Origin of the sequence: Pelolinea submarina (assembly GCF_003966975.1) — a bacterium.
Classification (GTDB): domain Bacteria; phylum Chloroflexota; class Anaerolineae; order Anaerolineales; family Anaerolineaceae; genus Pelolinea; species Pelolinea submarina.
This window is the reverse complement of record NZ_AP018437.1, coordinates 3,123,213-3,140,275: the sequence shown is the minus strand read 5'-3', so window position 1 is coordinate 3,140,275 and position 17,063 is coordinate 3,123,213. Positions and strand designations below refer to the sequence as shown.

7 protein-coding genes are annotated in these 17,063 nt (G+C 50.4%); 6 read left to right on the top strand and 1 reads right to left on the bottom strand.

The features are described from left to right. Window positions 1–233 precede the first annotated feature (233 nt). Window positions 234–4,724, top strand: coding sequence for a beta strand repeat-containing protein (locus tag Pelsub_RS13915; protein WP_116225644.1), 4,491 nt, complete (start codon window positions 234–236; stop codon window positions 4,722–4,724). Between the two features lie 103 nt (window positions 4,725–4,827). Here the strand turns inward: Pelsub_RS13915 and Pelsub_RS15700 are convergent, their stop codons facing one another. Further along, entirely contained in the window at window positions 4,828–4,971 is a 144-nt protein-coding gene (locus Pelsub_RS15700) for a hypothetical protein (RefSeq protein ID WP_158675129.1), read from the bottom strand. 729 nt (window positions 4,972–5,700) lie between these two features. On the opposite strand from Pelsub_RS15700, the gene Pelsub_RS13910 reads away from it, so the two are divergent. From Pelsub_RS13910 to Pelsub_RS13890, 5 genes are all read left to right on the top strand, one after another. Then, window positions 5,701–10,125 carry a beta strand repeat-containing protein gene (locus tag Pelsub_RS13910; RefSeq protein ID WP_116225643.1) on the top strand — a complete coding sequence of 1,475 codons (4,425 nt, stop codon included), beginning with the start codon at window positions 5,701–5,703 and terminating at the stop codon, window positions 10,123–10,125. A 215-nt stretch (window positions 10,126–10,340) separates the two neighbouring features. Then, window positions 10,341–10,754 (top strand): hypothetical protein, encoded by a 414-nt coding sequence (locus tag Pelsub_RS13905; protein ID WP_116225642.1) that lies wholly within the window; start codon window positions 10,341–10,343, stop codon window positions 10,752–10,754. Between the two features lie 63 nt (window positions 10,755–10,817). Further along, a complete protein-coding gene (locus Pelsub_RS13900; RefSeq protein WP_116225641.1) occupies window positions 10,818–16,241 on the top strand; it encodes a S8 family serine peptidase in 5,424 nt (1,807 codons plus the stop codon). Window positions 16,242–16,353: 112 nt separating this feature from the next. Further along, the gene (locus Pelsub_RS13895; protein WP_158675128.1) at window positions 16,354–16,740 is read left to right on the top strand and encodes a protease inhibitor I42 family protein; all 387 of its coding nucleotides are present in this window, start codon (window positions 16,354–16,356) and stop codon (window positions 16,738–16,740) included. Between the two features lie 111 nt (window positions 16,741–16,851). Continuing rightward, window positions 16,852–17,040: a hypothetical protein gene (locus Pelsub_RS13890; protein ID WP_116225639.1), complete on the top strand. Its 189-nt coding sequence runs from the start codon at window positions 16,852–16,854 to the stop codon at window positions 17,038–17,040. Window positions 17,041–17,063: the final 23 nt, after the last annotated feature.

Sequence of the window (17,063 nt, the reverse complement as noted above, 5' to 3'; positions counted from 1 at the left end):
GGGTAAGCAATTTAATAGTAAATTTCCCGCCATCATTCTCGAACCATCATTCTCCAGCCATCATTATTAAGCCATCACGTTCTATCCATCATAATGCCTATCTCATCTTTCTCGCTTGAAGCGGGGATATCTATTTAATCATAAGTTCCTGAGTTTTACATTTCCATTTAACTATTTTTATACGGTTGTGGGTCAGTTGATCGACCCAAAATAAGTAAATTCGGAGGATAGAAATGAACGTTTTAAAATTTGCGAATTACCGGTGCAGAGGGCTATGGATCTGCCTGCTGGCATTGATGGCGCTCTTCTTCATCAGCGGTACGGTCCTGGCCGATGGCGACCTGCCGGCGGACGCGCCGGTGAGCGCAGAGGCAAGCCTCGAAGGTACGGACGCCTCAGGTGACCCCGTTGAAACACCCGTGGTGGATGAAGCAGCAATCGGCGAGGAGGGCGGGGAAAGCGCGGATGAAGGCTTGCCTGCCGATCCGGGTGCAGCGGATGATGAAGGGGCTGCCGAACCTGCCGACGAAGCGGCTGAAACACAGGTCGACGATCCCCTATCTTCAGAGGAAGATGGTGGCGAGGTTGCGGCCGGGGACGAACCGGTTGACGTACCTGGGGAAGATCTGCCATCGCCTGAAATTGTGGATGAGGACGCAGCCGGGATATTGGCGGAAGCGGATATCGAGATCGTCAACCCGGATGGCGAGACAGTCGCCGATGGCGCTGCCCAGGCCGGCGGCAGCGACCCCTACTGGAAAGTGGGCACGATTTGGTATTCGGTGGTTGCGGACGCGGGGGACTGCTACACCGGCACCAGCGTGGCAGGAGGCACCTGCTGGGTCAGCACCACTCCCATCACCACGGCATTGGAAAAGATCGAGAGCGGCCTGCTGCCGAGCGACCGCAAGCTATATCTCGACGGTACTTTTAGCGATGAAGGCGGCATTGTCATCAGCGGTGTGTATCAAAACCAGTTGAACGGGTTGATCGGCAGCGGATGGGACACGACCTCCATCACCGGCACCATCACTTTGGATGGCAATACCGGCGGATTTACTTTCAGCGGATTCACCATTTGGGGCAGTATCTTCGTGGAAAATTGCAGCGGCACGCTGACGCTGACAGATGTGGTTATAGAGAACGCGACCAGCGATGGCCTGGTGGTTGGCCTCAGCGGTGGTTCCCCGGCGCATGCCGGCGCCGTTACCATCAGCGGTTCAACTTTTATCCAGAACTCCGAATCCGCCGCGCAGATCAATGCCACCAGCACGGTCACCATCACCAATTCCATGTTCAGCGGCAACGGTACAAATCAAGCCGACCACGATCAATATGGGCTGTACATCAATACGCTCGGTGCGATCAACCTTAACGGTGTCAAAGCTTCCGGCAACTTTGGGCGTGGTTTGACCATCGATAATTTCAGCGCTTTGACGATCAAGAATGCGGTTGTGAGCGACAACATGAACTATCCCTGCGGCGCTAAAACCTACTATGGTGATGGCATCTACATCTACTCCAGCATTCTCACATCGGCCAAGATCTCGCTGGAAAACGTACAAGCTGACAATAATGACCATATAGGAATTTACATTATAGGATTGGGTGTTGTTACCCTTAAGAATGTGCAGGCTTCTTCAAATGGCGATATGGGTCTCAGGATCGTAACTTCCAATTCTGTTACCATCAATACAGCATTAGCGCTTGAAAATGGCAAGGATGGCATCATTATTAACGGTGGAAAGACCGTGACCCTGAGCTCGATCACGTCCAGCAACAACGGTAGGAATGGCTTGCTGGTGGCTGGTTGGGGCGCAACGTATCCGACGCTGGTCACATTAACCAGTTCAAAGTCGGGCGGCCCTGTGACAGCCAACTTTTTCGAGGATAATGGCAGTATTGGGCTTGAAATTTACGCAAACGGCCAAATAACCCTCACAAATTCGGACGCAACCCGCAATTCGGATGGTGGCATGTTATTGGACAACTGCCTGTGGGATAACGTGACCGGTTTGTGCACCGGTAAGGGCAACGTGACCATAAACGTGACCACATCCAATTGGATGAACAGCGCGCAAGATAACGGCGGTTATGGAATTTGGATTCACTCCAAAGGCGTCGTGTCGATCAGCCAAACCAGCGTGAGCGGCAATGGCTATGATGGGTTCTACGTGGACGCACAGGGCGCCATAAAACTGGATCAGTGTAATGCCAGCGGCAACGACAATAACGGCGCTTATCTGGTCAACTTATCCGCTCCTAAAGCGCAGGCCGTCACCATTACCGATTCTGTCTTCGACGATAACGAGGGTATGGGCGTTTACGTTCTGACTGCCGGCGCGATCAACTTCAAGGGTTCCTCGGCTTCCTCCAATCATTCGCCCACCGGGAGCGGCATCATACACGATTCCGTTACGCTGTTGGATACGTTCTATAGTGTAAGTCTTTTTGAAGATTGGGATTTTTACGTCATCTCCGGGCAGCAGATGGACATTATTGTTAAATCGGACGATTTCCAATCATTGGTAACTGTATATAACAACAATTTCGATCTGATCGCATCAGAAAGCGGTAATTACACCGGGAACGGGTATACCCGCATCACCTTCACAGCGGCATCAAGTGGCTATTTCCATGTTTATGTCTCGTATTCAGGTGTTTTCGAAGGTGTCGGTTACTATAAATTGTCGTTGAATGATGTGGATGAGACGCATCCGGCCTACCCCGGCAGCGGCGCGGTCTTCAATAATGCGGCAGGCAAAGCAGCCGTGAACGTGTCCTCCTCCACGAATTCCGGTCCCAGTGTGTTTGCCGATAACCATGAATTTGGTTTGAAGGTCTTCTCAAACGGGAACATTACGATCGCCTCAGCCAGCGCCACCGGCAACGATTGGGCCGGCTTGAGCCTGGACAACCCCGGCTCGGCAGGGGTGGTAAATATCGTGGACAAGTCAAAGGTCCCTTCCAGCTCTTACTCACAAAACGGTTGGGGCGGGATAACCGTCAGCACGCTGGGCAACATCCTGATGAGCGGTATCACCGCCGACGATAACGGCTGGCAGGGCATTGCTCTGAACAACTGCCAGTACGATGGCGGTTTGGGTGCCTGCCTGGGCAAAGGGATCGTGACGATCAACAAAGTCTCAGCGCAAAACAATGGCGATAGCGGCCTGGATATCTTCACTGCCGGGACCGTTTCGCTCAATGAGGTGGACGGCAGTTCCAACGGATCCTTCGGTATAACCATCAACAACCGGCTGGGTATCGGGAATGTCACGCTGAAGAGCATCACCGCTTCAAGCAATAACAACACCGGTTTGAACGTGGTCACCAACGGTTTGGTCAATTTGAATACCATTACCGCCAGTGATAATTTCAAGACCACCGGCTACCTCAACATCGGCGGCGCGGTCAGCGATTATTACAATACCGATGTCTCGGCGGACCAATGGGGCTTCGGTGCCAGCAACGGTGAGACCTATACCATCCGCTTGTATGCCAGCGATAATCCCTCCTGGGACGTGAACGCGTTCATTGGCGTTTTGACGCTTACCGACAGCGAAGGAAATTCGCTTTCCTTTGACTCTGTAACTGGTGCGGGTACCAATGCGCTGGAAGCAACCTGGACTGCTTCCGAAAGCGGGTACTTTATCCTGAACGTATCGGAAAACAGCGGCAACAACGGTTACTATCGCTTGAGTATTGACAATGAAACCTTCAGCGATATGGCTTACTACACCGTTGACGGCGTTTATATTGAAGCGGCCAAGAATGTCAGTTTTACGGGAAAGATCGCCAATAACATCAACCACAACTCACAAACCGGATTGTCCGTTGAGACACCGGGCAATATCAGCCTGTTGTACGTAACGGCCAATTCCAACGGCAATGGCGGGGCGTTGTTGAACAACAGTGCCGGCACCGGCCTGGTCAATGTCAACGGAATAAAGGACACCATCCGCGGCAGCTTCAATATGAACGGCTGGTCAGGCCTGACCATCATGACCACCGGCACCATCAACCTGAATTTCGTCACCGCGATGTTCAACGGGTCGGACGGTTTATCGTTGAACAACACCTCCGCACTGTACCCCAAGGCAGTGACCGCCAGAAATCTCAACCTGTTCAGCAACGGCGGTAACGGCATGATCGCATTTTCGATCGGCAACGTGACCCTCAGCAATATCAACGCCAAAGGCAACGGCATGATCGGCGTGTCTGTAGATAGCACCTCCGGCAGTGATCTTTTGAAGGTCACGGTCAGCGGTGAGAACTATTTCTGGAACAGCGGATCGGCCGGCCTGGCAATTGAAACTCACGGCCTGGCTTTGATCAGCGGCGTCGATGTGCGTTCCAACGACGATTATGGGGTGTGGGTTATAGCGGATAAAGGCATCACGCTTTCCAAATCCTACGTACGCGATTCAACATTGAGCGGCATCTACCTGGAAAGTTCCAGCCCGGTTTTCGTAACGGGAGTGTCCTCTTTCAACAATGGCGAGCCAATTTACAATGGCGCCGGTTTGATCGTCATGATGCATAACAATGCGACGGCCACCATAAAATCCAGCGCTTTCATGAACAACGTGGGTTATGGTGTGCTGGGTTATTTCTACGTGGATGATATGGGACAAAAGCTGATCTTTATCGACACGGTCTGCATCGGCAACGACACGGATGACGACGGAGATTCCGAAAGCGGATATTTTTACTTCATCTAGACTGTAAAATCGAAAATCAGCAAGGGATCGATTGGGAGGGTGTGCAAGCACCCTCCCGTCTTTTTATACTTCCTATTTCAATCTGGAGTTTTGAGCCCCTGCCTCAATCGATCTCGACCTGCACAGCCCGCGCCACATAGCGCCAACCGTATTTTCCGCTGGCGGGGCCGCAGCCTTTGCAGGCGATCAGGGTCAGCCAGGGTAGCTCTTCGTGCCGCAGAGGAGATGGATCGCCCGGACGCAGCATTCCAGCACTTTGCGCACGAAGTAGCCGCAGGGCTGGCTTTGGAATTGCGGGACGATGGTGTCGTCCATTTCAGTTGGTTCAAGCCGATGAATGGGCCGGCTTACCCAGTGGTGTCGAAGACGGGCGCGGTGAAGGGATTTCCAAAAGCGGGTGATTGAATTGTGTATTGCCGTCGGATGGGATTGACTTGGGAATACTGGTCATCACAACCGATGCGGCGCAACTACCAGGTAAGCAGGACCTTACTTAATTCATATATAAATGGATTGCGATAGATTAATGTCACAATTATTTTTCGACCATAAAATTTGCCGGAAAATGCCCGCCGATATAAATAAAATATAAAACCTTGCATAAACATAGTTAATGCATATAATTAATTTTACATATACGCTTTCAAAATTCTACGAGTGAGTGGGTAATAAAACATCCTTGAAGAAAATATTAATAGTTCAAATTGGATAGTGTATCCTTGATGAAATATAAATTCCCGCAGATTTCTGCGGGAATCTTTAGTTAATACGAAATTTAAAATCGACTCATCGTGAATTTTTTTTGTACCTGGGAGGAAATTTAGGTTTTTAAATCTCTGCTCTTAAATAATAAAAAATAGAAGAACCAGCCTTTTGGGGAGCTGGTTCATTCGAATTACATGGCAAAGAGAAGGAGGAAAACTTCGAAAAATAATAAATTCAAGCATCAAAAATAGTATAAAACTTGGGAGAAAAAATGATGAAAGAATTTTTACATAAGAAAAGGATTAACCTGTGGTTGTGTTTGTTGGTTTTAGTCACAACTCTGTTTATTACCGGCACTGTATTTGCCGATGACGATCTTCCCTCGGAGACACCGCAACCGGATGCGCCGGTTTCCGAAGAACTACAAGTAGAAGATTCATCAGAAGAAATACCGCCTGATGAACTCGGGGTTGTGGAGGATGAAGTAACGATTGACGATTTACTTCCTGTGGAAGAAGCCAGTAATGAGTCGGAGTCAACAGGGGAAGACACCTCCGAGGAGGCTGTTGAAATAAGCCCGGATTTGGAATCTTCCGAAATTTCAGAAATTGTCGAGGATGAGACCAACGTGGAAATTGTGGATGAAGGCGGGGATCCAATTGATTTTGCCAGTCAGGAAAGCGCAGAGTTGATCAGCGCGGGAGACCCTTACTGGAAGGTTGGCACTACATATTATTCTGTAGTCGAATCTGAGGACGATTGTTACTCCGGAACCAGCGTCGGCGCCGGTACCTGCTGGGTTAGCAGTACACCAATTGCGACTGCGTTGGAAAAAATTGAGGGAGGTTTACTACCTACCGATCGCAAGCTATATGTGTTGGACGGATCTTACTCTGGTGATCTCAATATCAGCGGCACGTATTTAAGCCAGTTGAATGGGTTAATCGGTGTGAATGGTTCTGCCAATACAACCATTATCGGGAATGTCAGTTTGAATGGCAACCTCGGGGGGTTCACCCTGAGCGGCTTTAGCATCACCGGCGGTGTGCAGATCACCGATAGCGTTGGCAATATTTTGCTTTCGGATTTGAATATTTCAAATCCCGATGGCGATGGTATCCATATTTCAACAAGCAGCGATGGGTATCATTCAGGGACTGTAACGATGGTGGATGTGGACTCAAGCGGAAATTTGGGTACTGGCGCTTATATTAAGGCGAATAACACCATCAAAATAACCAATTCGAGTTTTAATAGCAATGGCGGCGAAGATGGTGTGGATGATGCTGTCAATGCTTTGTATCTGGATACCATTGCTCCGGGAAAACAGGTGATTCTCAATGGCGTTAGTGCCAGCAATAACCATGGTACGGGTATTCTGATCAACGCCGGCAGTGCAACAATAAAAAATGTTGTCGCCAACGATAATGTCTCTCTTTCTAATACGGATTTCGGCTATGGTTTGAAACTGAGTTCATCGACTTCATCTCTGCTGTCTTTGGAAAATGTGATTACAAAGAATAATCAATCGGATGGTGTTAATGTTGAAGGCAATGCGAATACCATCAATATGAAGAATTTGGAGACATCTACCAACGGTGGTATCGGTACACACGCGATTACCCTGGGTTCCGTGACAGTCAATAAGTTAAAAGCAGAGAATAACGGACTGGATGGCCTTTACATCATGGCTGGCAAGGTAGTGACCTTGTCGTCCATCACTTCCAGATTCAATGATGGAAATGGTATTGATGTTGAGGACTTTACCAATTGGACCTATGATGAGATAAACGACATCTGGCTTGGAACTGTGATCGGACCCAGCATAGTAACCCTCAACAGTCCAAAAACCGGCGGCGGAGCCGCAGCCAATATCAGTGAAGGCAATGCCGGTTATGGTGTTTATATCCGTTCCAAGGGTAATATAACCGTTTCCAACACGGATTCCTTCTCAAATGATTCGACGGGTATGGTTCTGGACAACTGCGTGGCTGATTACAACACGGGTGTGTGCCAAGGCACCGGTACTGTGACCGTGAACGTCACCATCCCCAACTGGGTGAATGGCGTTTATGATAACGGGTTGAACGGTTTTTGGATCTCATCCAAAAACAACGTTGCTATCAGCGATACCGAGGTTCATTCAAATCACGAAGAATACGGTATTTGGTTGGATACCTCCGGTACTATCAAACTGGAGCGGGTAAAATCCTACGAAAATGGAAAAACCGGTGCTTACCTGGACAACCTGGATGGCATTAACAAAAGTGTCACGTTGATTGACAGCGAATTTGACAACAACATAGGCAGCGGGTTGGAGGTTTACAGCCGCGGGGCGATAATTCTCAACGCCGTGAGTGCTGCGGACAACCAATCGCCTGTGAATAGCTGGCTGGATTATTCCCCCATCTCGGTATTCGACAAAGTTAGCGATGATATGACCGATGTTTGGGGAATTGAAGGTAAGGGTGAAGAAGTCACCTTCCGCTTGGAGAGTAGTGAATTCGACCTCAAGTTTGAGCTGCGTGATGGTTCCAACAATATAGTCCAGACTATTAATGGTGGAAGCGATGTCAGTTTTACCTGCACGCTCAACAATATGGAAATCTACCAGATCTATGTTTCCAACAATGTTGCCGGAGAATCTGGTGGTTATATTTTGTCGGTCAATGATGCAGACCACCAGCATGCTCTCTATCCCGGTTCCGGTGTTGTCCTGGATAACTCAAGTGTTAAAGCCAACGTTACTATCGCGGGATCCAAGAACAATCTATATAACTCTTTCGACAATAACGATAGTTTCGGATTGAAAGTTGCGTCCTTCGGCACGATTTCAATTTCGAACGCCAACGCGAGCGGCAACTTCCGCACGGGGTTGTCTCTGTATAATCCAACTTCAACCAGCGCGGTTACCGTGCAGGATAAATCCCTGACGCCGGCCAGCATGTTTAATGACAATGGCTGGGAAGGGCTGTATATACGCACGAAAGGCATCATTACCGTGTACGGGATTGCCGCAGCCACCGACAACGGGTTTTCCGGAATGAATTTGGATAACTGCATATTCGATGATGCCCTGTCCGTTTGCACTGGCAGCGGTGTGATCAATTTGACCAGTATCACAGCGGAAATGAATAGCGGGACAGGTTTATTGGTTAACTCCAAGGGCAATATCAGCTTGACCAACGTATCTGCAAACGAAAACAATGAAAAAGGCATGGTAGTTTCTAATCAGTTCAATGGTTCCGTGGGAAATATTACCTTAAAGAGTGTTTCGGCCGAAGACAATAATGATACCGGCATTTCATTGACTACCAATGGGTTGGTTACGTTGAGTGCGATAACCACCCGGCACAATTTCAAGACCACCGGCACACTGAACGATGGGGATGCGGTCAGCGAGTACTACAATGCGGATTTAAGACCGGACCGGTGGGATTTTGACGCGCAAGCCGGCGTCAACCTGAGCTTCCGCTTATATCCTTCCGATGACCCCAATCTGGATATCAATTCTTTTACCGGCAATTTGGCGTTGTTTGATGCCGATGGTGTTCAGGTTTCCTTTGATTCGTACAATCTTACGAATCAAAATTTAATTGCGACATGGACGCCTTCGACCAGCGGTCATTACTACCTGGAAGTTATTGATGACAATGTTCACAGCGGTTTCTACCGGCTGAGCATGAACAATGAGAATTTCTCAGACATCGTCACCTATTATGTGGACGGCCTCAGCATTCAAGCCGGCAAGAATGTCACCTTCTCCGGAAGCGAACCCAGTTATTTGAACCATAACTCCTTGACCGGTTTGTTTGTTCAAACACCGGCCAATATCAGCCTGTTAAATGTGGAAGCCAGATCAAATGGCACAGAAGGGGCAGTCCTGGATAATCAGTCCATGATTAATGGTATTGGAAATATAAATGTTTCGGGAGCCAGTGAAAGCAGCCGCTGTGTATTCAACGCCAATGGTTGGGAAGGTTTGAAGATTTTAACCAACGGTACTGTTAACATGAACTATCTAGGCGCAACCAATAACGGTTCCGATGGCATTAAAGTGCAGTCCCAGAAAACCGTGACCGGAAGAAATTTTGACCTGAATGGAAATTTCAGAAGCGGATTGAAAATTACCAGCATCGGGATGATCACACTCAGCAATGTCTCCGCTGGCGGAAACGATTACGGCCTCAATCTGAACACCTATTCGGGTACGGGTAATATCACATTGACGGGAGATAATTACTTTATAGATAACGAATCGGCTGGACTATATGCTTATACGTCCACCGGAGCAATTGCCTTGAGCGGAATTACCGCGGAGGGCACTACATTCAACGGAGTTGAAGCGCGAACAACTCTGGGCACGATCACCCTGAGTAATGCCGACATCCGTGATTCCGGTTATAGCGGTGCTTATTTGACGAGTGATGCAGCGATCAACCTGCTTAACGTATGCAGTTGGATGAACGGCAGCGGGAACGATGGCGATGGTTTACACATCGCTGCATCCTCAACCACCAAGGTGACCATCAGCAACTCCAACTTCATGAGCAATGAAGGTAACGGTATTGAGATCGAATATGAAGGTACAAGGCCTAGACCGGTTTTGTCGATGATCTCCACGACTTATTTTGGGAATGACACGGATTATGATCGAGTCCCCTCAGAGGCGAACCTGCGTTTCAGTGCCTGGTAGTAGATTTTTCACGATCGATTAAAGTATTTTAAAAATAAGGAGAGCGCGATTCCGCGCTCTCCTTATTTTCTGTAACGAAGCCTGTTTTTTCCCGTTAAATCATTAATATTACAGATTTGTTAACACTTACATAAAAAACTGTTCGGGTCGGCCCTACAGCGTATAATGGAATTATGTTAGGATTTCCTTATAATGGACAATTATCGGAAAAATTAATGAAAAAAATGCGCGTATTCGCAGTTTTGGTCATTCCCGCTTTGCTGATTGGCTGCGCCGCCGCGCAAGCCGGTGAGGATGCGCAGGAGGGTGCTGTGGCGATTGAAAATCCGTACGCCCCGCAGGAGGGCGATGAGGCCTGGCTGCAGGACGGCGCAATGGTGGACGGCGCTCGCTGGGATGAACCGGCGCAAACCCTCATTTTCAGCGGCAGCCTGCCCACTCCTTGCAGCCAACTGCGCGCAACCATCAGCCAAAACGGCCGGCAGATCGATTTCACCATCTACTCGGTCTCCGAGCCTGAGGTGATCTGCGCTCAGATGCTGGAGCCTTTTGAAGCAGCTTTTAAAATGGAATTTTTTGATCCGCAAACATTCCGCGTAATCATCAACGGTCAGGAAATGCAGCTTTGATCATGCGGCAGATGCGATCCGGATCCGGACTGAATTTAAAGGGATAGATATCAGAGTAAGCTTATGAAGAATCGCTATACAAAAAATCGGATAGGCCTTTCTATCCTTGTCCTGGTTTCCATGGTGGCTGCCTCTCTGCTCAGCAGCGGCATAACCCTGGCGGACGACAGTACCCCGCAAGCGGATCCGCAGAGTGAAGCCGTCGCGACGGCCACGCCTACCCTGACGCCCACCGCCACCCTCGAACAGGTTTCCGTTCAACAGGACGGGGGCACGGATGCCGGCGGGGAAACGCCGACCGCCGAACCCACAGCCGAGCCCACCCAGACTTCCGTGGATGTCTCATCGAACGCGAGTACCGAGGCAACCGACACACCGGACCCGGCAGCCCAACCCAGTGATACCCCAGAACTATCCTTCACAGAAACACCCACGCTGACCCCCGAAGGCGAGCTGACGCCCACGGCAACGGAAGAAGCCGAGCTGGTCGTTCCGCTGCTTATGCCGGAGGACACCTCCAATATCATCCCCGGCCAGTACATTGTGATTTATAAGAATAATAAGGTCAGCAGCCAGGGACTGAAATCGCAGCGCGATAAAGTCAAAGCCAAAGGCGGCAAGATCAAGGTTGAGTTCAACAACGGTAACATGAAGGGCTTCGCGGCCCAGATGGACAAGGACACGCTCAAGACCCTGCGCCAGGACAAGGATATCGCTTACATCGAACCCGACCAGTACATCTACGCGGTGGATGAGACGGTTGGTGATCAGAGCACACAGAATCTTCTAGATACTGAATATGGAACTGTTATCCCAGGTCTTTGGGGATTGGATCGCATCGATCAGACTATTCTCACGCGGGATAACCTGTACCACTACCCCACTTCCGCCGGAGCGGGCGTGCACGTTTACGTGCTCGATTCCGGCATTCGCGCCAGCCACATTGAATTCGGCGGGCGTGTTTCCGGCGGGTATGACTTTGTGGATGATGATCCCTATCCTGATGATGAATACGGCCATGGCACCAAGGTGGCCGGGGTAATCGGCTCCGGCACCTATGGTGTAGCCAAGTCCGTTTACCTGCATTCGGTACGGGTTTTGGATGATACCGGGGATGGTTCTTTCACGAACGTGGTGGCCGGCATTGATTGGGTGATCGAAAACCACAGCAGCCCGGCGGTCATTAATATGAGCTTGGGTGTTGCAAGCACCTCAACTACAATTAATAAGGCAATAGACAACGCGGTGGCTGCCGGTATTACTGTTGTGGTTGCAGCAGGTAATGGTAGTACGAATGCCTGTAACTGGACTCCTGCTTCTACGATAAGCGCCTTAACAGTAGGCGCTTCAACCAGCAGTGATGCTCGTGCATCCTATTCCAACTATGGATCCTGCCTGGATCTGTTCGCTCCCGGATCGAGCATTCTTACTACAACTTATGCCAGCGATTCCTCCATTGACACTGACAGCGGCACATCCATTGCCTCCCCCTTTGTGGCCGGCGCGGCCGCTCTTTATCTAGGTGAACATCCCTCTGCTTCACCTTCTGAAGTGACATCTGCTTTACTTTCCAAATCTACCAGTGGAGTACTCTCAAGTATAGGGTCAGGTTCTCCAAATTTATTATTGTTTGTATACGGCCAGATGATGCTTGATGAACCTGCGGATGGTTCTGAAACAAATCAAACTGATGTAACCCTCAGCTGGAAAGCGGCATATTCCGGAAGTACATATGAACTGCAGGTGGATGATTCCAGTGCCTTTGATAGTCTTTTTTATACAACAACAACAGAAAGTAATAGTGCGGTTGTTAGTGGGTTAAGCGTTGGAACATGGTATTGGCGTGTGCAAGCATATAATTCTTATGGCATAACAGCTGAATGGAGTACGACACGCAGCTTTTCTATTGACCTTACCCCGCCCTCAGCGCCTGCCCAAAGCAGCCCGGCCAACGGCGTAAACGTGGTCGGTACGCCGACCTTCAGTTGGAGCACGGTGGCGGACGCGGCGGCGTACCAGTTCGAATATAACACTGTGGATAATTCTGATGAATCCACAGCGCTGTATCTCTCGGATGAATTAACCGGGACGTCTTTCACTCCACCGGCTATGGCTGAGAAGCAGCTTTATTATTGGTATGTGCGGGCGCGCGATGAGGCCGGCAACTGGAGTGCTTGGAGCTCATCTTTTGTCGTGACAGTCGTGCCGCCCGGCCCCGCTGGACCTACGCTAACATCGCCAACTTATGGCGAGTTTCTCAATACTTCCACGCCTGAATTGGACTGGACGGCGGTATCCGGCGCGGTGGCCTACCAGGTTGAGCTTTCCTCAACCTATGCCTTTGATACGGTGCTGGAAAGTTCGGGGGATTTGACCGAATTAACCTATACGGCCGGGCCGTTGGGTGACGCCAAGTATTATTGGCGGGTGCGTTCGAAGAGCGAATATGGCATCTATGGTGCCTGGAGCGCGGTACGCAACTTTACGGTTGACACGTCCAAGCCGGTTGCGCCGGAGTTGATCAGCCCCGTTTCGGGTGCGCAATCAGCCGGTATGCCGATTTTTTCCTGGGGTAGCGTGGCGGATGCGGAAGCTTACCAGTTTGAATACGGCTTGGTTGACAACGGGGAAGAATATATTTACCGTTCGGACGTATTAAGCACCACTTCCATCCAGCCCCCCAAAAAGAACACCAACGTGACCTATTACTGGTTTGCGCGCGCGCGCGACACGGCCGGCAACTGGAGCGATTGGAGCAGTTCCAATACTATCACTGTTTTGAGTAATACACCGGCTCAGGTTGCGCTGGATTCCCCGGCCAATAAAACCCTGACGAATGACAAAACTCCCCAATTTGGTTGGGTACTTTTGGATAACAGCGAGTACTACCACCTGCAAATCGCGGACAGCAAGTATTTCACCAATATCGTTTTCGATCAGGACGCGATCACTGGTCAGACCTATACGCTGCCGAGTGATTTAGGCCTCGATGGTGTTTACTACTGGCGCGTGCGCGGCCGCAACGGTTCGGATGATTATGGCGCCTGGAGCGGGGCGCGTTACTTCACGCTGGATACTGCCGCGCCGGACGCGCCGCTGTTGTTGTCGCCGTTGGATAACAGTACCTATGCCGGCCAGCCGACCTATAAGTGGTCGCGGCCTTCGAGCGCGAAGTATTACAAAATCAAGATCGTCAGGATATCCGATTCAGAAGTAATATATGAATCCGGCGAGCTGAGCACGTATAAATTTAAAGCGCCGGCTTTGGATAAGGATGATTATTACTGGTCTGTGCAGGCGCGCGACGTAGCCGGCAGCTGGGGCGCTTGGAGCGCGCCTTTCACCATCCATATCGTTCCGCCCACTCCCTCGCGCGTGACCCTGAGCGCACCGGCGAAAGGCGACCTGATCAACCCATCGGAAAATCCGCCCACCTTTACGTGGAACGCGGTTACCTATGCGGATACCTACGATCTGCAGGTTTCGACCAGCTCGCGCTTTTCAACGCTATATATTAATGAGACCGGAATACCTGACGCGGAGTTCACACCCGCCGATATGCCCGACGGCAAGTATTACTGGCGCGTGCGCGCGGTCAACACGGAAGGCGTGCAGGGCAGTTGGAGCAGTGCCTGGTATTTCACCGTGGATAACACGCCTCCGGCAGCACCTACGCTCTACACCCCAACGAATGGCTTCGAGGTGATTGGCACGCCCACCTTCAAGTGGCTGCGCCCCGATACGGCCAAGTATTTTATATTTCAGTACAACACCATCGATGATACGGATACTTACGTGTACCAGTCCGATCTGACCAGCCGCAATACGCATCAACCGGACGCCATGGCGATCGACACGACCTATTACTGGTTCGTGAAAGCGCAGGATAGGGCCGGCAACTGGAGCGATTGGAGCGAACCCTACACCGTTACGGTGCGGGCACCTGTGCCGGGCAAACCGGTGCTGTCTGCTCCGGCTAAAGGCTCTTATGTCAAAAGCGCGACACCGGAGCTGAGCTGGAACGCAGTGGATTATGGCTTGACTTACGACGTGCAGGTTTCATCCAGTTCCCGCTTTACCACAATCCAGAGCGAAGCCAGCGGCCAGACGGAATTGACTTTTACAACTGACGAATTAATTGACGGAAAGTATTACTGGCGTGTGCGCGCTATCAATGACACCGGCACCGGTTCCTGGAGCAGCGCGTATTATTTCGTTGTGGATACTCTCGTTCCGGCTGTGCCGGTGCTGCGCAGCCCGATTGACATCAGTACGGTGGTGGGCAGCCCGACATTTAGATGGTACAGCGCTTCCGGTGCGAAATATTATCGGCTGGCTTATAACACAGCGGATAATCCGGAAACTGCCCTCTATACCTCGGATTGGGTTTCCAGCACCTCGATGAAAATTACTTCAATGGATTTCCTGACCCAGTATTACTGGTTCGTACAATCCCAGGATAAGGCCGGCAATACCAGCGATTGGAGCGCAGGCAACACCGTTATTGTATTGCCGCCCAAGCCCGGACAGGTGACTGCCACGTCCCCCGGCAACGGTACCCTAACGGATGATACCGAGTTGACCCTGGCCTGGAACGCGGTCCTTTACGGCCATACTTACGAATACCAGATTGATGATTCCTCGCGCTTTAGCAGTGTGGATTACAGCGGCAGTACTTCGGAAGCGGGGGCTACTTCTATCGTTACGGAACCGCTGGAGACGGGCAGGTGGTATTGGCATGTGCGCGCCGTGAACGAGAACAACACGGCCGGTCCCTGGAGCTCCACCCGTTATATTACGATCTATCCCAAATTCAACAGCACCTTTGAAATGGATGCTGATTTTGAAGATTGGACGGCTGCCGCCGGCGCGATCTGGTCGGTGGCTTCCGGCAGCCTGTCCACGGCGGGGATGGCCGGCGGGTACAGCACCAGCGCTAATTACAGCGCGGCGGATTTCGGCGACTTTACTTACGAAGCCGACATGCGGATGGACGCACCCGCCAGCGGTGAATCCAATACTTACGGGCTGGTACTGCGCGGCACACCTTCGTTTGATGCATGGAACGACTGGACCAGCGGCGTATATTTCACCGTGCGGCAGGTCAATGACAGCCTGACCAGCACCCAGTATGCCTGCGCGCTGGCATATAAAATAATATCCGGCAGATGGTATTACCTGGGCGGCTCCTGCGCTGAGGCAGTATACGGTGATTTGAACAACCTCAAGGTGTATGCCAAAGGCAGTACCATGAAGTTCTACGTCAATGATTACCTGATCTTAAGCAAGTCCGTCAGCGGCCTTTCCGGCACCAAGCTGGGCGTGGTCAGTTGGGGCGAGAGCGTCACCGGCGCGTCCGTGGACGCGGCTTTGGCGGGGGCGCCGGTGCAGCCGGTTGCAGCAACAGCTTTGTCCTTGAGCGCGCAATCCGTGACCCTGCCGGAGGGCGTGACGCCCAAAGATGTGTTCAACCAGATGAAGAAATAGAGAAATTGGCGAAAGACATGCGGGACGGAGTATTCTCCGTCCCGTTTTTATTTAAGATTATCAAAAGAGGAAAATTTGGTTATGATATAGGCAGGGAATCATGGAGGAATGCATGAATCGAAATATATTGTGGATTGGGTTGCTGCTGGTCTGCTTGGCGGGCTGCCAGAGCGTGAGCGGTCAGTTGAAGTTAACCGAAGAAGATAGCGGAAAGATAATCGAAGTGAAAACCGGGGAAACTTTTATCGTCAGTTTGAAGGGGAACATTACTACTGGATATAACTGGTCAATTGCAGAGCTGGATGACCAGTATTTACAGCAGCAAGGGGAAGCGGGTTATGAGAGCGACAGCGATTTGATTGGCGCGGGTGGAACCGCCACATACACGTTCAAAGCCTTAAAAGCAGGCCAGACGACCTTGAAGCTGGTTTACAACCGTCCCTTTGAACCGGATAATCCGCCGGAGAAAACATTTGAGATAAGCGTAGTAATTAAGTAGGATTTTTTACTTTACCCAACCACTCTCCCAATAAATAGCGATAAAATTGTGTACACAAAGCAAAGCATCAGTGATATAAATTTGCCTAGTAATTAATCAGGAGATTTGTAAATGAGCAATAAATCCAAGAAACATTATCTGAATACCAGTCAATTTAAACCCAGCTCCAGTACTGTTACTGCCCAAAAGAGTGATGAATTCAACCCGGATTACACGGACGTCATCAAAGATCTGAAACGCATTGGCACCCTGGCGATTACATTCTTTGTGATTCTGGTTGCCCTGTCTTTTGTCCTTTAGTTTTTACTACTATTAACCATCGA